General features: G+C 69.2%; 11 protein-coding genes and 1 pseudogene. 7 read left to right on the top strand and 5 right to left on the bottom strand.

Annotated features, from left to right (window positions below):
* Positions 1–43: 43 nt before the first annotated feature.
* The 4 genes from QMG73_RS09905 (at position 44) to QMG73_RS09920 (ending at position 3958) form a co-directional block, all read left to right on the top strand.
* Entirely contained in the window at positions 44–1114 is a 1071-nt protein-coding gene (locus QMG73_RS09905) for a substrate-binding domain-containing protein (protein ID WP_281893928.1), read from the top strand.
* 60 nt (positions 1115–1174) lie between these two features.
* Complete coding sequence (locus QMG73_RS09910; RefSeq protein WP_281893930.1) at positions 1175–2206, top strand: ABC transporter permease; 1032 nt, start codon at positions 1175–1177, stop codon at positions 2204–2206.
* Complete coding sequence (locus QMG73_RS09915; protein ID WP_281893931.1) at positions 2203–2979, top strand: ATP-binding cassette domain-containing protein; 777 nt, start codon at positions 2203–2205, stop codon at positions 2977–2979. The genes QMG73_RS09910 and QMG73_RS09915 overlap by 4 nt, the downstream gene beginning before the upstream one ends.
* A gap of 184 nt (positions 2980–3163) precedes the next feature.
* Positions 3164–3958 carry a hypothetical protein gene (locus QMG73_RS09920; RefSeq protein ID WP_281893932.1) on the top strand — a complete coding sequence of 265 codons (795 nt, stop codon included), beginning with the start codon at positions 3164–3166 and terminating at the stop codon, positions 3956–3958.
* Positions 3959–3979: 21 nt separating this feature from the next.
* Here the strand turns inward: QMG73_RS09920 and QMG73_RS09925 are convergent, their stop codons facing one another.
* Positions 3980–5425 (bottom strand): hypothetical protein, encoded by a 1446-nt coding sequence (locus tag QMG73_RS09925; protein WP_281893934.1) that lies wholly within the window; start codon positions 5423–5425, stop codon positions 3980–3982.
* A 234-nt stretch (positions 5426–5659) separates the two neighbouring features.
* Between QMG73_RS09925 and QMG73_RS09930 the strand changes: the two genes are divergently transcribed.
* From QMG73_RS09930 to QMG73_RS09940, 3 genes are all read left to right on the top strand, one after another.
* Positions 5660–6109 carry a hypothetical protein gene (locus tag QMG73_RS09930; protein WP_281893935.1) on the top strand — a complete coding sequence of 150 codons (450 nt, stop codon included), beginning with the start codon at positions 5660–5662 and terminating at the stop codon, positions 6107–6109.
* Positions 6110–6292: 183 nt separating this feature from the next.
* Positions 6293–7492: an RtcB family protein gene (locus QMG73_RS09935; protein ID WP_281893938.1), complete on the top strand. Its 1200-nt coding sequence runs from the start codon at positions 6293–6295 to the stop codon at positions 7490–7492.
* Positions 7493–7569: 77 nt separating this feature from the next.
* Positions 7570–8487, top strand: a complete 918-nt coding sequence (locus QMG73_RS09940) for a UbiA family prenyltransferase (protein WP_281893939.1) — start codon at positions 7570–7572, stop codon at positions 8485–8487.
* Between the two features lie 67 nt (positions 8488–8554).
* Here the strand turns inward: QMG73_RS09940 and QMG73_RS09945 are convergent, their stop codons facing one another.
* From QMG73_RS09945 to QMG73_RS09960, 4 genes and pseudogenes are all read right to left on the bottom strand, one after another.
* Positions 8555–12490 (bottom strand): ThuA domain-containing protein, encoded by a 3936-nt coding sequence (locus tag QMG73_RS09945; RefSeq protein ID WP_281893940.1) that lies wholly within the window; start codon positions 12488–12490, stop codon positions 8555–8557.
* Between the two features lie 2 nt (positions 12491–12492).
* A complete protein-coding gene (locus QMG73_RS09950; RefSeq protein WP_281893941.1) occupies positions 12493–13518 on the bottom strand; it encodes a multicopper oxidase domain-containing protein in 1026 nt (341 codons plus the stop codon).
* Positions 13519–13569: 51 nt separating this feature from the next.
* Positions 13570–15579 (bottom strand): annotated as a pseudogene (locus tag QMG73_RS09955) (OmpL47-type beta-barrel domain-containing protein); the annotation flags it as partial.
* Positions 15580–15886: 307 nt separating this feature from the next.
* Positions 15887–16117 carry a hypothetical protein gene (locus QMG73_RS09960; protein ID WP_281893943.1) on the bottom strand — a complete coding sequence of 77 codons (231 nt, stop codon included), beginning with the start codon at positions 16115–16117 and terminating at the stop codon, positions 15887–15889.
* Between the last annotated feature and the right edge of the window lie 491 nt (positions 16118–16608).

Below are 16608 nucleotides of genomic sequence, written 5' to 3' on the forward strand. Positions count from 1 at the left end.
ACAACGTTGTCGAGATAGATACCCCCTGAAAGAAGGAGCGAACATGAGAGAGCGCACCCGCCGGGCCGCGCGCCTGTTCGCCGCCGCAGCGGCCCTCAGCCTCTTCGCCGCCGCGTGTGGCAGCGGCGACGACGCGGGCGGCGACAGCGTGGCGGTCTCACTGATCACCAAGAACTCGACGAACCCGTTCTTCGTCACCATGCAGGAGGGCGCCAAGAAGGCCGCGCAGGCCGACGGTGTCAAGCTCACCATCGCGGCCGGCAAGGAAGACGGTGACGAGGCGGGCCAGGTGCAGGCGATCGAAGACGCGATCGCCCGCGGCGACGACGGCATCCTCATCACCCCGAACGGGCCGGGCGTCAACCCGGCCATCAAGAAGGCACGCGAGGCCGGGCTGTACGTCATCGCGCTGGACACCCCGCCGGACCCGGCCGACACCGTCGACATCACGTTCGCGACCGACAACTTCAAGGCCGGTGAGCTGATCGGCAAGTGGACGGCCGGGCAGCTGGCCGGAAAGCCGGCGACGATCGCGCTGCTCGACCTGTTCAACGACAAGATCGTGTCGGTGGACTACAACCGCGACCAGGGATTCCTGACCGGCATGGGCATCAACACCGGCGACAGCAAGAAGAACGGCGACGAGGCGCCCACCGGCAACTACTCCGGCGGAACGTACACGATCGTGTGCAACGAGCCGACCAACGGCGCCGAAGACGGTGGGCGCACCGCCATGGAGCGCTGCCTGGCCAAGAACCCCAACGTCAACGTCGTCTACACCATCAACGAGCCCGCCGCGGTCGGCGCGCAGAAGGCGATGCAGGCCGCGGGCACGAAGGACGTGCTCGTCGTATCGGTCGACGGTGGCTGCAACGGCGTACAGCAGGTGAAGAACGGCGTCATCAACGCGACCTCGCAGCAGTACCCGATCAAGATGGCCGAGCTCGGCGTCAAGGCCATCAAGCAGATCGCCACCGGGGGCGCGAAGCCGGCCGTGACGAGCGGCCTGGACTTCTACGACACCGGCGTCGCGCTGGTCACCGACAAGGCGACCACCGGCGTCGACAGCATCGACAGCACCAAGGGCGCGACGCTCTGCTGGGGCACCGCCTGACTTTCCTCACCCGGCCGCGGCGCGCACCGGCGCCGCGGCCGGCCGTCCCGAAGGAGCGGCGTGTCCACCACACTCCAACCAGCCAGTACCGCCACCGAGCAGTTCGCGCTGCGCCAGCGCTCGCCCGTGCAGCGGGTGCAGCACCTGCTCCACTCCTACCCCGCGATCAGCCCGTTCCTGGTACTTGTCATCTCGTTCATCGTCTTTTCCACCATCAACCCGCGGTTCGCCTCGGCGAACTCGCTGTCGCTGGTGGTGCAACAGGTGGCGGTGATCGGCGCGCTGGCCGTCGGCCAGACGCTCATCATCCTCACCGCGGGCATCGACCTGTCGGTCGGCGCGATCACGATCCTGTCCATGATGGTCGCCGCGAAGCTCGCGGAGGGCGCGGGCCTGCCGGGCGTGCTCGCGGTCGCGGTCGGCATTATTCTTGGTATCGGGGCCGGCCTCTTCAATGGAGCGTTGGTGACCCGGATCAAGTTGCCACCGTTCATCGTCACCCTCGGCACGCTGAGCGTGTTCACCGCGATCGGCCTGCTGTACTCGCGCGGCCAGAGCGTCCAGTCCTCTGACCTGCCGTCGCTGCTGAACTGGACGGGTGAGTCGTTCCGCATCGGACAGTTCCGCATCACCACCGGTGTCGTACTGGTGGCCGCCCTCTACGTGGTGGTCGGGTTCGCGCTCGCCAACACCGCGTGGGGCCGGCACGTGTACGCGGTCGGCGACGACAAGGAAGCGGCGCGGCTGGCCGGCATCCGGGTCGACCGGGTGCTGCTCAGCGTGTACACAGTGGCCGGTGCCATCTACGGCCTCACCGCGTGGATCCTCATTGGACGCGCGGGCGCCGCCAGTCCCAACGCCATCACCGACGCCAACCTGGAGAGCATCACGGCTGTCGTCATCGGCGGCACGAGCCTGTTCGGCGGCCGCGGCGCGCTGCTCGGCACCCTGCTGGGCGCGCTCATCGTCGGGTTCTTCCGCAGTGGACTGTCGCTGGCCGGGGTGGACGACCAGTACCGCGTGCTCGCCGTCGGCCTGCTGGTGATCCTCGCCGTCGCCGTCGACCAGTGGATCAGGAAGGTCAAGGCATGACTACTCCCGTCCTTTCGGCTCGTGGCATGGTAAAAACCTTCGGGCGCGTGGTCGGGCTCGACGGCGTCGACCTCGACCTGTACCCGGGCGAGGTGCTGGCCATCATCGGCGACAACGGCGCCGGCAAGTCCACGCTCATCAAGTGCCTGACCGGTGCGCTCGTGCCCGACACCGGCCAGATGTTCATCGACGGGCAGCCGGTGCACTTCAAGCGCCCGCAGGACGCCCTCGACGCCGGCATCGAGACCGTGTACCAGACGCTCGCGGTCGCGCCCGCGCTCGACATCGCCAGCAACCTGTACCTGGGCCGGGAGCGGCGGCGCCCCGGCTTCCTCGGCAGCGCGCTCCGGATGATCGACAAGAAGGGCATGCGCCGCGACGCCGGCAAGGCCCTCGCCGACCTGGGCATCGGCACCCTGCAGAACATGGCCCAGCCGGTCGAGACGCTCTCCGGCGGCCAGCGCCAGGCGATCTCGGTGGCCCGCGCGGCGACGTTCGGCAGCAAAATCATCGTGCTGGACGAGCCCACGGCGGCGCTCGGCGTCAAGGAGTCGAACCAGGTGCTCAAGATGATCCGGGAGGTCCGCTCGCGCGGGCTGCCGGTCATCCTGATCAGCCACAACATGCCGCACGTGTTCGAGGTGGCCGACCGCATCCACATCCAGCGCCTGGGCCGCTGCGCCGGCGTGGTAACCCCGCAGACCCACACCATGTCGGAAGCGGTAGCCATAATGACCGGCGCCACCACCCTGGCCGACACCCCAGGCCACTAACCCACTCCCCCCTTTCGCGCGATCAAGGGCAAACGCACGTGCTTCGATCTCCGATCCGCGTGCATTCGCCCTTGATCCATGCGCTTTCCCTTGATCGGCGCTTCGCGTGGACGTGCCGCGAACCGCTGCCCGGCCACACTTTCGGGTGGACCGCCCGCGCGTGGTCTCTGGGAGACTGTCCGCCATGAATCGGCGCCATGTCTGGGCACTGGGCGGCACCGCCGTCGTCCTCGTCACCGCGATCATCGCGGCCACCAACCTGCGCGAGATCTACCTGTCGCAGAAGGACTTCGTGATCGGCTCGCTGCTGTCGCTGGCGGGTTTCTGCTTCGGCAAGGCCGTCAACCGGACCGCCGAGGAGCGCGCCCAGTGGCTTCAGGAGAGCGGCGCCTCCGACGACCTGTCCAAGCTGGAGAGCAACATCCACTCCACCGCCGAGCGGCTGTCGGAGTTCTACTGGCGCCTGGACGACCGGCCGGACCTGCTGCGGGTCGCGGTCGACGACCTCAACAAGGCCACCGCGTACCTGTCCAGCCTGCGCCACGAGCTGGGCGCCACCGTCAACCGACAGGAGTGGCAGATCCCCGCGACCGCCCAGGTCTCGCTCGACCGCATCCGCCGCGACCTGCACGAGGCGATCAACCGGCTGAACAGAACCCGGGAACGCCTCGGACCGGATCTCGCCGCCCCCGAGCATCAGACGGTCTGGGACGTGTTCGACGTCCTGGCGACCGACCTGCTCAAGGCGAACCGCAACCTCGACGCCACGCGCGGCGCCCACCTGCCCTTCCCGCCGAACATTCAGGTCGAGAACGCCGCCAACTACCTGAACGCCGCGTCGGAGCGCGCGGACGAACTCAGCGCGCTGCTGTCCGCGCGCGGCCTGGAGCCGCCTGAGACGTTCCGCATCATGTGCCGCGACCTCCGAGGCGCGATCGACGGCCTACGCACCGTCGACCTGGCCGCCGCGACCCGCTGACAGCGGTGAGGTCGGCGACTGTCAGCGCATGGGCTGCACGCGGGCGATGCGGATGGACGTGTTGGTGCTGCCGGCGGCCGGGTACGCGACGCTGCCGTCCGGGTACGCCTTGAACGCCTGGTAGTTGTGGTCCTTGACGTTGATGGTGAGCTTGCCGCCCACGGTCTTTCCGCTGCCCGCGTCGTACACCTGCGCGGCGATCGAGGAGCCCGACTGCCAGGCCAGCAGCATCCGGCCGGTGCCGTAGCTGACCAGGTGTGGATGGCTGGTACTGGCGCCGGTGCTGACGGTCTTGTCGGAGGCGCCGGTGGTGAAGTGTTCGAGGCGAGCCTTGCCGCCCTGGCTCCACGCGGTCCAGTATCCCTTGCCCTTGGCCAGCACGAGGTCGCCGCCGAACAGGGTGCCGTCGCACGTGCCGGCCGCCACGCTGCGGTACGGGTCGGGCTGCGCGATGCGGCAGTTGTTGTCGGTGGCGCAGACCATCGCGTAGTGCTTCGTGCGCGGGTCCCAGACGATGCGCGACGTCCAACTGTGGCTACAGCCCACTTCGAAGCTGTCGCGGTGGCCGGAAGCCAGTGATCCGTTGGCGTTGACGACCTGCATCCGGTCGCCCTCGTGGATGTCGACGCAGTTGCCGTTCTTGACGGTGATGGCGACACCGAAGTACGCCGCGTAGGTCTTGCCGTCGCTCGCGAGCCGCCCGTGGTGCTGGTACCACCAGACGAACCGGGCGCCGTCGTCGTATCCCTGTCGGCTGCCGCTCAGGTTGGTGACCTGGCGCTCCCAGACCTGCTTCCCCGAGTTGTCGAAGCGAATCATGTGCATGGTGTTGCACGGGCTGGAGGAGCCGCCGCACAACGGTCCGTCGCCGCAGTTGCCTCGCCGGGTCAGCAAAACCACGCCACCGTTGGCGTCGGCCTGCACGTCCTGGAGGTTGATTCCGGTGAAGCTGGTGGGGGTGCCGACGAGCTTGTCGTCGCAGCCGAGCTTGCCCAGATACACCTTGCCGTTGGTGCCGAGCCACGCCAGCCAGGAGCCACCATCGGGCCGGGCCGCGATCGCCATCGGCAGCGGGTCGGTGTCGCCCTCCTGCCCGTAGCCGGTCACGCGCACGCCGAGCTTCACCTCGGTGACCTTCGCGACCGGTGCCGCTCCCGCGGGGCGGCCGCATTTACCCACCGCCACGGCGGCTGTCGAGGTTGGACTCGGTGTCGCGCTCGCCGGCGCCCCTGGCGTACCCGTCGGGGTCGCTCCCGGAATCGGCGCGCCGCTGCCGTCGGTGCCGGACGTCGCGCTGATGCCGACCTGCCCCTCGGTGTCGCTTTTCGGCGCGGCCGCCGAGAGCGCGGCGGCGGTGCCGAGCGCCGTGGTGGCCGCGAGGCCGATGGCGACCCCGATGACGACGCGCCGCTTCACCGGTGTGCGGCCCGCGCCCTGCCCTGGCGCGGAATCCGGCGTTTCGCTCATGCCTTTTGCCTCTTTATTAATTCCACATTATGGAAAGCTTAAATTCATAGTTGTGAATGCAAGCGCATTCCCGCCCGAGGACTTTACAGCCTTCGCGTCCCTGGTCAAGGCCGGCATCCGCACGCCCCAACCTCAAGATGCGCTCAAGAGGCCGACGACCTCCACCGGATCCTATGTGGATGATCGCTAAGGTGGGCGCACCGATCATCGGACGACTACCGCAAGGGAGACCCAGTGCTGCGTATCCCCCGTCGAGGCAAGCTCGTGTTGGCCGCCGCGACCGGCATGATGGCCGTCATGCTGGCGCCCACCGCCGCCTCCGCCGCCTACTACGGCGCGGAAACGGACTACTCCTCCGAGTGGGCCCCCGGCTACCCCGACTACGACTCGTACGGCGTGTGCCGGTACGGGACCGGCGTCAACGCCTGTTTCCAGTCCAATGGCGACATCTTCTGGGTACGGGACACGCTGGTCAACGACAAGCCGGACGGATACTCGGCCGCGATCGAGTGGCGGGACGTGGACGGCACGAGGTCGGGTACCTGCGTCAACAACCACGGCTCAGGTGTGATGGGTGACTGCAACAAGAACTTCGTCGAAGGTCACCGCATCTTCTGGCGGTATGCGCGTTACAACTCCGGCGTCCAGGTCAACGCCGGTGCGTGGGTAGAGACCAAGGCCTAGCTTCTCCTGTTCAGGGCGTCCTTCAAGTGGCTCCAGCCGCTTGAAGGACGCCCTGAGCGTGAGAACTCCGTTGCGTGCGCGGATCCGCCCCTGTCTACTGTGAGCACGCTCGGGACGGGCGGCTTTTTCTTTGCACCACACCACTTTCTACAGTGGATTCGTGCTGCGCACGGGAGGCACATCATGGGATTCGAACTGCTCGCGGGCACCAAGGCACCGGTGCGGGTCTGGACCGACCCGTACGGCATCGAGCCGCAGGCGGCGCAGCAGCTGCGTAACATCGGCCAGCTGCCGTGGGTCGAGGGCGTAGCGGTCATGCCGGACGTCCACTTCGGAAAGGGCGCGACCGTCGGTTCAGTCATCGCCATGCGCCAGGCCGTTTCGCCGGCGGCTGTCGGAGTCGACATCGGCTGTGGCATGTCCGCGGTCCGCACCTCGTTGACCGCCGCGAGCCTGCCCGACGACCTCGGCACGCTGCGTACCGCGATCGAAGCCACCATCCCGGTCGGGTTCGCGCAGCGCGGCCGCGAGGTCGACACGCGCCGGGTGCGAGACCTGGACCAGAAGGGCTGGGACTGGTTCTGGAGCCGGTTCGCCACGCTGCACGACGGCGTGAGCGGCCTGGAGAGCCGGGCCCACCACCAGATGGGCACGCTCGGCGGCGGCAACCACTTCATCGAGGTGTGCGTCGAGCAGGGCGGCCCGGACGACGGGCAGGTGTGGTTGATGCTGCACTCAGGCTCGCGGAACATCGGCAAGGAACTCGCCGAGCGGCACATGGCTGTCGCCCGCAAGCTGCCGCACAACACCCACCTGCCCGACCGTGACCTGGCGGTGTTCCTGGCCGGTACGCCGGAGATGGAGGCGTACCGCCGGGACCTGTGGTGGGCGCAGGAGTACGCGCGTCGCAACCGCGAGGTCATGATGGCGCTGCTGTGCGACGTCGTGCGGCAGCACCTGCCTCAGGTCACGTACGGCCAGCCGATCAGCTGCCACCACAACTACGTCGCGGAGGAGACGTACGGCGGCGTGGAGGTGCTGGTGACCCGCAAGGGCGCGATCCGGGCCGGCGAGGGCGACCTCGGCATCATCCCGGGCTCGATGGGCACCGGCTCGTACATCGTGCGCGGCCGGGGCAACACCGAGGCGTACTGCTCGGCGTCGCACGGCGCGGGGCGGCGCATGTCACGGGCCAAGGCGAAGAAGACGTTCACGACCGAGGACCTGGTGGCGCAGACCGCCGGCGTCGAGTGCCGCAAGGACACCGGCGTGGTCGACGAGATCCCCGCCGCCTACAAGGACATCGACGAGGTCATGAAGCAGCAGGAAGACCTGGTCGAGGTCGTCGCGCACCTCAAGCAGGTCGTCTGCGTCAAGGGGTGACTCCTCCCCCTCGGGAGGGAGCCGGGCCGCTCCCCTGGGGGAGGACCGCCGCCGGGCGGTTTCCCTAGCGTCGAGGCATGGCTTACGGGCATCTGGTACACCCGGCGCGACCACGGGGCGCGTCGGGCTTCAGCGGTACCGCGGTCGCGGTGATCCAGGTCACCCGGCCGTGGTTCTGGCCACTGGGCTGGGCCGGCGCGTACCTCGGCGCGGTCCTGGCGACCCGCTCGTGGCTGCCGCCCCTGCACGCGGTTCCCGAGTCGCTGGCGGCGGCGTTCGTGCTCGGCCCGCTGGTGTGGGGTGCGGTGCTCACTCTCAACGACCGGTACGACCTGCCCAGTGACCGGCGCAACCCGCGCAAGGCGAACGCGCCGCTGGTCACCGGCGCGCTGTCCGAAAAGGACCTGGTGCACTGGTGCGGGCTGTTCTCGTTCACCGCGCTCGCCGTGGCCGCGGCGGCGGGAGCCGCGTTCACCGCGGGCACCGCGCTGGTACTGCTGCTCGGCTGGCTCTACAGCGTGCCGCCGATCCGGCTCAAGGCCCGTCCGGGCGCCGACGTGGTCGTCAACGCGGTCGCGGTGGGGGTACTGGGACCGCTGGCGGGCTGGTCGCTGCACCGCCCGATCGGCGACTACCCGCCCGTCATGGTGGTGCTCGGCCTGCTGCTGGCGGCCGCACTGTACCTGCCGACCACCGTCATGGACATGGACGCCGACAGCTACGCCGGCGACACCACGTCGGCGGTGCGCTGGAACCCGTCGCTGTGCTACGGGCTCGGCGTGACACTGTGGACGGCCGCGATCGCGCTGTGGCTGGCCTGCTGCCACCTCGGCGTGCTGGTCAGCCGCGACTCCTGGACGCTGCAGGATCTCATGGCACCGGTGCTGCTCGCGGTGTACGCGGTGATGGCCCACCGCCCTTCGATCCCGCGCATGGCGGTGGTGTCCCTGGTGTTCGCGATACCGGCGACGGACTTCCTCCCGGCCCTCACCTAACGATGTGATCAGGGCGTCCCTCAAGTCGCCCTAACGACTTGAGGGACGCCCTGATCACGGAGGACGGTTAGAGGTCGCGCACCCGGACGTCGCGGAACTCGACCAGGTCGTTGGTGCCGTGGTTCTGCAATCCGACGAATCCGCTCAGGAACTGGCGCATGTCGGTCGGCGGGTCACCCGCGCGGGAGGACTGCTTGCCGGGGGTGTTGTCGAACTCGGCCAGCGTCACACCGTTGCGGATGATCGTGTAGTGCTGCCCGACGACTCGAACCTCGTAGTCGCTCCACTGCTCCTTCGGCGTCGCACCGGCCTTGTCGAGCGTCAGCGGCGCGAAGTTGTATATCGAGCCGGTCTTCTGCGTCTCGCCGGTCTCGCCGTCGTAGATCTGGATCTCGTGTCCACAGTAGATCGCGACCCAGGCGGCCGAGGTGCGGGCCGAGCCGACCGTGCCGCAGCTGCCCGGCGGCCGCTGATCCAGCGGGACGCGCGGGTCGGGGAAGCGCGCGAACACCCCGCTGTTGCCGCGGGTGGTGCCCGCCGACACGTCCCGGAACCGCATCCGCAGCGAGAAGTCGCCCAGTTCCTTGCCGGCGTACCAGAGCATCCCCAGGCCGCCGGTGCTGCGGATGGAGCCGTCCCGCCGCAGCGAGAAGGACCCTCCGGGCGCCTGCCGCCAGTCCGCCAGCGAGGCCGCCGTACCGTCGAAGATGGGCACGTACCCCGGCACCTTCCCGACGTCGGAGGTGGCACCGGCCCGGCGAAGCGCGATCGCCTCCCGGTTGTCGATGACGTGCGCCGCGGTGAGCTCGGTGAGCACGTCTTCGAGGTGGCTGACGAAGGCGCCATGGTTCGGCCAGGCGGCCTCGTCGTCGATGAGGTCGTTGATGGTGCAGCCGCCGCCGGCGGTGCGGTTCGCCACACCGGTGTCGGTGTCGAGCAGCCACACCGACGAGCGAGCGTCGGCCACGGCACAGCCGGCGTTCACGGTGACCGTGCCGGTGACGACCTCGCCGTCGGCGTACGTCACCTTCAGCTTCGCCTGGAAGGTGCCGTAGCGCTTGTAGGTGTGCGTCGGGTTGGCCTGAGTGGACACCTTGCTGCCGTCGCCGAAGTCCCACTCCCAGGCCACGCCGCCGGCGGCGACGCCGGAGAACGCGACGGTGCGCGGCTGGCTCGCCGACACCGATCGGGCGGTGGCCAGGTTGGGGTTCGGGGTGGCCGGCCCGCCCTGGTACGCGATCCGGATCAGTTTCTGGTTGGCGTGCAGGCTGAAGAAGCCGCCTCCGTAGTCCAGCATGTACAGCGCGCCGTCCCGCCCGAACTTGGCGTCCATCCAGAACTGGAGCTGGGTGGCCCCACTGCCACCCTGGATGATCGGGCGCAGGTCTTCGGCGAAGGCGGGCGCGCCCTGGCTGGGCACGTTGGCCGGGTCGACGGTCACCGCGATCCGGTTGTTGGCGTTCGACTCGTCACCGATGAACCACTTGTCGTTCCAGTACTCCGGCCACGCCACGCCGCTACCAGTGTCCACGGTGGACCGCTGGTAGGTGGGACCGTCCATGATGGCCTGGCCGCCGCCACGCAGGTACGGCCGGGTGAACTTCTCCTGCCCGAGCACGTACGTGGGCAGCCCGCTGCCGTCGGCGCGCTCGGGATAGACCGGGCCGCCGCCCTGCGGGGAGTACCAGATCATGTTGTCGCGGGCCGGTGGGATGTCGACGAGGCCGGTGTTGCGCGGCGACTCGTTCTTGAGGTTGTCGCAGTCGTACCACCCGGTGAGCACGGTGGCGTCCGTGCTGCTGCGGTCCCGGTACGGCTGGCGGTTACCCATGCAGTACGGCCAGCCCTGGTTGCCCGCCGAGGTGATGATGGTGGCCGTCTCGTACTTGGCCGGCCCCAGCTCGGGATCGGGCGCACCGGCGTCGGGGCCCACCCACGCGGCCGTCAGCCAGTCGTTGACCGGATCCCAGGCGATCCGGGCGATGTTGCGCACGCCCATCACGTAGATCTCGGGCCGCGTCTTACCGCCGCCCTCCTCCTGGCCGGTGAACAGGTTCCCTTGTGGAATCGTGTACGTGCCGTCCGCCTCCGGGTGGATGCGCAGGATCTTGCCGTTGAGGTCGTTGGTGTTGCCGGAGGTGCGGCGAGCGTCCTGGAAGGACACGCCCGCGAACTCCTGCGTCCAGTTGTTGCCGGAGTAGCCGCTGGAGCCGCCGGAGGAGTTGCTGTCGCCGGTGCCGATGTAGAGGTTGCCGCCCTCATCGAACGTCATGCCACCGCCGGCGTGGCAGCAGCTGTGGATCTGGGTGTCCCAGTGCAGCAGGTCCTTGCGGGTGCCCTGGTCGATGGTCGCGGCGGCACGGTCGTACGTGAACCTGGATACGGTACGCTGCCCGATCCGCTTCTCGCGGTCGATCGACGCGTGCGGCATCCAGTACACGTAGACCCAGCCGTTCTGCGCGAACGCCGGGTCGAGCGTGATGCCGACCAGGCCCTCCTCGTTCTTGACCAGCTCGGTGCCGCTGCCCCGGTTACCCATCACCGCGAGCGTCGTGAGCAGCTTGACCTGCTTGGTGCGCGGATCCCACTGGTGGATGGTGCCGCAGCCGAGGCCGACGTTGGGGTTGGCCCAGTCGACGACGGGACCGGACGGGCAGGACGCCTTGCCGATGTAGAAGACGGTGCCGTCCGGTGCGACGGTCAGCCCATGCGGCTCGCCGATCTGGTCGAGCTGCCCGGTCTGGTTGGTGGTGGTGAGCCGCTCGGTGCGGTAGTTGGCCGCGATGGTGGCCTGGCAGTCGCCGCGCACCATGCCGGTCGTCCACTGGATCGCGCCGAGCAGATGCCCGTGGAACTGGGTGTCCTTGTTCCAGCTGGCCGGCGTGCGGCCCATGCCGGTGTAGAACGAACGGCCGCCGTCGTAGTCGCGGCACCAGGAGATCGGGTGGAACGGGCCGTTGCCGCTGAAGCCGGACGTGTACGTGCTCTCGTCCACCTGCGCGATCGTGTGGACGCGGCCGACCGGGTTCGGGTCCCAGTTCATCCACTGGTCGGCGCGGCTCACGGTGAGCGGCAGCCCTTTGTTGGCCGGGTGTTGGCGGTCGGTGAGCGCCACGGTGGCCTGCTGCACGGTGCTCTCCGGTGCCGGACCGGCGTTCGAGCCGACCAGCCACAGCTCGGCGAGCTGGGTCAGCGGTTCGCCGTTGTTGGCGGTGATGTTCAGCCGGTAGTACTGGTACGCCTGGCTGTTCTCGAACGTGTACTGCTTGGTCAGGAACCGCTGCGGGAAGGTCTCGCCCGTGCGGGTGTCCAATGTGGTCCACTCCAGGCCGTCTGCGGAGCCTTGCAGCGCCCAGTCTTTCGGGTCGCGGCCGGCCGAGTCGTTGGCCGAGGTCAGCGCGTACCGCCCGATCACCGTCGGTGCGGCGAGCTTGGCGACGATCCAGCCGGTGGGTTCGCGGGTCAGCCACTTCGTGCCGGTCGACCCGTCGACCACCTGCTGCACGGTCTCGTTGGGCGGGTTGTTGCCGCTGGCGGTCGCCTCGACGACCTTCTCCGCCGGCGGCAGGCTGGCCGCTGGGCGGGTGCCGATGAGGCCGGTGAACCATTCGGAGCCGCCCTGGGCGTACGCGGCGTCGTGCACGCCGACGAAGCCGCCGCCGCCCTTGACGTACGCCTGGAACGCGGCCTCCTGCGCGTCGTCGAGCGTGACGCCCCTGGCGGACAGGAACACCACGCCCCGGTACCGGTCGAGGTTCTCCGCTGTGAAGACGGCCGGATCCTCGGCCTCGTGAACGAAGAAGCCGTGCTGCTTGCCCAGGTTCTTGATGACGGCGGTGGCGCGGCCGACCGGGTCGTCCTGCTGGTCCTCCGGTCCGTGGAAGACCAGCACGTTGACCACCTTGCCGCCGGCGGCGCTGGCGGGCTTCTCAAAAGCCGGCACGGTCAGCGTGCCGAGGACGAGTACGGCGCAGGCCAGTGCGCGCGCGAGTCTGGTTGCCATGCCTACCCCTCGATGACGTGGAGCGTGGTGTACATGCCGGCGTCGGAGTGGAACTGCATGTGGCAGTGCAGCATCCAGTGACCCGGTCCCACCGAGTCGCCGGCGATGATCTGTACGCCGAACGAGTCGCCGGGCCCAAGGCTCTTGTTGTCGATGACGGGAATTGAGTCGACCAGCGGTTTGCTGTTGCCCTCGACCATGCCGGTGCGGGTGTCCGCCCATGAGTGCCCGTGGATGTGGAACGTGTGCAGCTCGTTGCCGAGCCCGATGACGATGAACTCGATCCGCTCACCCACCTTGGCCATCAGGCACGTAGGGCCGGGCTGCGGGTTCATGTGGTCGCACGTGTCGGCTTCGGGGCTGCGGCGCAGGTTGATGGTCTGGCGGTCGCCGAACGCGGTCACGTAGGTGCGGTCGGGGCGGGTGTCGCCCTGCCGCCGCACCACGAGCCCACCGAACAGGCCAGCACCCAGGCCCTGCGTGCCGTGCGGTCCGCCCACCACGTGGTCGTGGTACCACCAGTAGCCGGCCGTGCCCTGGGAGCCGGTGGCGGCGCTGCGCGGCTTGGCGTACCAGGTGTAGGTGCGGGACTGCCCGGGCGGCACGTACGAACCACTGTGGACCGTGCCGTCGGACAGCTGGGTGTACTTGACCCCGTGCACGTGCAGCGACACCCCGAGCGGGTGTTCGGGCGCGACCCGCAACTGCGCCAGGGTCGCCTCGGGCACCTGGTTGTGCAGGGTGATGGCGAGGCACTCGCCTTCGATCATCTCCATGGTCGGGCCGGGGTACGAGGCGGTGTCGGGTGTACTGCCGTAGCCGAGCCGGATCTGCCCGGTCACCGGGTCGCGGGGCAGCTCGACGGCGTACAGCTGGATGCGCCGGTCCGGCTGGGCGCAGCCGTCGGGTTTCTCGGCCGAGCGTTCACCGGCCTTGCCGGCGAGGGCCAGCCCTCCCGCGCCGACCGTTGTCACCACCAGGACGGCCGCGACCAGCAGCAGCCGACCGGCACTGGATTTTCTGTCCATTGCGGACTCCCTCCCCAGGGGTCAGAGCGTGAGCGGGGCGATGCGAATCGTGCGGAAGCTGCCGCCGGTCTCCTGGATCCCGATGTATCCGGCGGCGTGCTGCCCACCATGGTGCTCACCGACGAGCACGCCGCCGCGGAACACCGAGTAGTGCTGGCCGGTGGCCCGGATCTCGTAGTCGGTCCAGACGTCCTGCGAGCCGGCCAGGTCGACCCGGTGGCCGAACCGGACGGGAACCCATTCCGGGCGGGACTCGTCCGGATGGCTGTGCACGTCAGGGAAGCGCGTGAAGACACCACCGGCGTCACCGCGCCACTGGAGCTTGAGCGAGAAGTCGCCGTACTGCCGCACCGGAAACCACAGCACTCCCAGCCCGTCGAGGGGGCGGCCGGTGATGGACCCGTCGGCGTTGCGCGTGAATCCGCCGGCGCCGACCTGCTCCCACAGCGCGAACGAGGCACCTGAGCGGTCGAGCAGCGCCTGGTACCCGTTGCGCCCGTCCGGCTTGCCGACGCCGGACCGGCCGGCCGCGTCGACCAGCACCCCGTGCTCGGCGTGGCTGATCACGCCGAGGTGGTGCAGGTGCTCGGCGAGGTCGGTCAGGTGCCGGAGGAACTGGCCGTGATTGGCCCAGGCGCGGGCGTCGCCGGTGAGGTTGTTGATGGTGCATCCGGCGCGGACGACCCGGTTTGGTACGCCGGAGTCGACCGTGCCCAGCCATACCGTCGCGCGGGTGTCGGTGACCGGGCACTCCGGGTCGGGCCCGCCGGCCACGACGGTGAATGGCAGCGACTGCGGCGTCGAGGTGTTGCCGGCCCGGTCGGTCGCCCGGTACGCCACCGCGTGCTCGCCCGGATCGGTCACGGTCAGCGGGCCGGTGTAGGTGAGGTACGCGCCCCCGTCGAACGAATACTCCACCCGGTCCACACCGGACTCGGCGTCGGTGGCCGCCAGCGTCACCGTCGCGGCACCGACGTAGGCGCCGTTTTCATCGCGTGCCCCCGACACCGACCCCGTCACGGTGGGCGGTGTGGTGTCCGGCTCGGTGTCGTCGACGACGGTGAACGACACCGACCGCGGCACCGACGTGTTGCCCGCGTTGTCCGTCGCCCGGTACGAAACCGTGTGCGCGCCCGACTGGTTGACCGTCACCGGTGTCGCGTAGGTGGCGTACGGCTGCCCGTCGAGCGAATACTCCACCATGTCGACACCGGACTCGGTGTCGGTGGCGGACAGGGTAACGGTCGCGGCCCCGATGTAGGCACCGGTCTCGTCCCGGTCTCCGGAAACCGACGCCGTCACCGCGGGCGGGGTGGTGTCCGGGTCCGGCGGTTCGACGACGGTGAACGCCGCCGATTGCGGCGTCGAGGTGTTGCCCGCGTTGTCCGTCGCCCGGTACGAAACCGTGTGCTGGCCCAGCACGGTGACGGTCACCGGCCCGCCATAGGCGGTGTACGCGCCCCCATCGAGCGCGTACTCGACACTGTCCACACCAGACTGTGCATCGGTGGCCGACAGCGTAACGGTCGCGGCACCGATGTACGCGCCGGTCTCGTCGCGCTCCCCCGACACCGAGGCGGTCACGGCCGGCGGCGTCGTATCCGGGCCGCTCCCGGTGACAGTGAGCAGGCCGGTCATCTGGCCGTGCCCGGGGATGGCACAGAAGTACCGGTAGGTGCCTGGCGTCAGCACCACGTCGACCGTCCACCTGCCACGGTTGGCGTCGAACGGATCGGCCAGGATGTTGACGTCGACATCCCGGTTGTAGCGCGGATCCCCGGTGTCGAACGTCAGCGTGTGCTGCATCCCGGTGGTGTTGCCGGTGGCGGCACTGTTCTCGAACACCAGCGTCGCCGCACCGGCCACCGCCGTGGCCGGTGCGGACACGTACGAGGTGAAGCTGTCACCGGCCGTCCACGTCAGGATCTGGGCCGCCTGTGCCCGCGCCTGCCGCGGCACGACCGCGCCCGCGGGCACGGCGGCGGTCAACACCAGGAGAACAATAGTAAGGAAGGTTGGCAGTCTGAATGCATACGGGTGCGCGCGTTCGGAAGGGGGCATGTCCGGCGTACCTTTCGCGAGTGCACTGGCCGAGGGTGTCGGCTCGCGCGAGGGCACGCACGCTCTCGGTCAGAGCGGGGCGTGCCGGGCGAGGAAAGACGGATAGCGGTTACGGCGCGCACCATCGCGCCAGGATCGGGTGCTGCCGTGCAGGGCCGATCGGGAAGGTGCCAAATCCCCAGGTCAACGGTGTCGAGGTAACCGCGCCGCCGGTTACCTCGCCGAAACACTAGCGGAGTTCACATCGAAATGTCTACACCTTTTGTTGCCATGGCGTGGACTTTTATCGATACAGGCGAAAGTGCTGTCAGGCCGCGACGGTGACCGGGCAGGCAAGGCCGAGCGCCCACCGCATCCGGGCGGCGGAGGCCTCCGGCCGCTCGCCGAACTCGGTGGCCATGACGGCCGCGCAGCCGGGCACGCCGCCGCGGCGCAGCAGTGCCGCGCGGATCGCGAGCGCCACCTGGGCCGGCGTCGGCTCGTCGGAAGGCTGTAGGTCACTGACGAAGAGGGCCTCTGCCCTCGCGATCTCGGTCACCGTACTCACCCCGCCTGAAGACCGTTTCCCGGTATGACATAGAGAGTCCTCGTCACCCGGCGGCGATACATCCGGGGCTTCCCCAGACGGAACCCTGACATCCCCCCGACCACCCGTTCCAACGAGCCGCGCCAGGGCGCCGCACCAGCACACGCAAGGCCGCGGGCCGCGCGCGGGGCCGAAGGCCGCGCGCGCTGGCGCCAGCGGACGCCGATCAAGGGCGAGTGCACGTGGTTGGATCTCTTTTCCGCGTGCGTTCGCCCTTGATCGATGCGAATGCCCTTGATCGCGGCCGCTGGCCGCGCCCTTCGCGGCGCCCGCACCGCGCCCACCCCGCCCCTCGCTCGCACGGCACGCTAGGGCGCATCGCCTCCGGCGATGTGGATACAGCATCTTCCGGGTTTTCGTGCTGTCCGGAGGAGGGTGAGGCCGCTTTTTCCCTGTTTTCGCTGCATCCCTCGATCTTGACGGCCGTCCGACCCGGGCTGCGG

Source organism: Phytohabitans aurantiacus (assembly GCF_027923225.1).
GTDB lineage: Bacteria > Actinomycetota > Actinomycetes > Mycobacteriales > Micromonosporaceae > Phytohabitans > Phytohabitans aurantiacus.

Bases quoted from the DNA above. Each gene is read 5' to 3' on its own strand.
- QMG73_RS09920 (WP_281893932.1), top strand. From the start codon at position 3,164: ATGAATCGGCGCCATGTCTGGGCACTGGGCGGCACCGCCGTCGTCCTC.
- QMG73_RS09905 (WP_281893928.1), top strand. From the start codon at position 44: ATGAGAGAGCGCACCCGCCGGGCCGCGCGCCTGTTCGCCGCCGCAGCG.
- QMG73_RS09925 (WP_281893934.1), bottom strand. From the start codon at position 5,425: ATGAGCGAAACGCCGGATTCCGCGCCAGGGCAGGGCGCGGGCCGCACA.
- QMG73_RS09950 (WP_281893941.1), bottom strand. From the start codon at position 13,518: ATGGACAGAAAATCCAGTGCCGGTCGGCTGCTGCTGGTCGCGGCCGTC.
- QMG73_RS09935 (WP_281893938.1), top strand. From the start codon at position 6,293: ATGGGATTCGAACTGCTCGCGGGCACCAAGGCACCGGTGCGGGTCTGG.
- QMG73_RS09940 (WP_281893939.1), top strand. From the start codon at position 7,570: ATGGCTTACGGGCATCTGGTACACCCGGCGCGACCACGGGGCGCGTCG.
- QMG73_RS09945 (WP_281893940.1), bottom strand. From the start codon at position 12,490: ATGGCAACCAGACTCGCGCGCGCACTGGCCTGCGCCGTACTCGTCCTC.
- QMG73_RS09915 (WP_281893931.1), top strand. From the start codon at position 2,203: ATGACTACTCCCGTCCTTTCGGCTCGTGGCATGGTAAAAACCTTCGGG.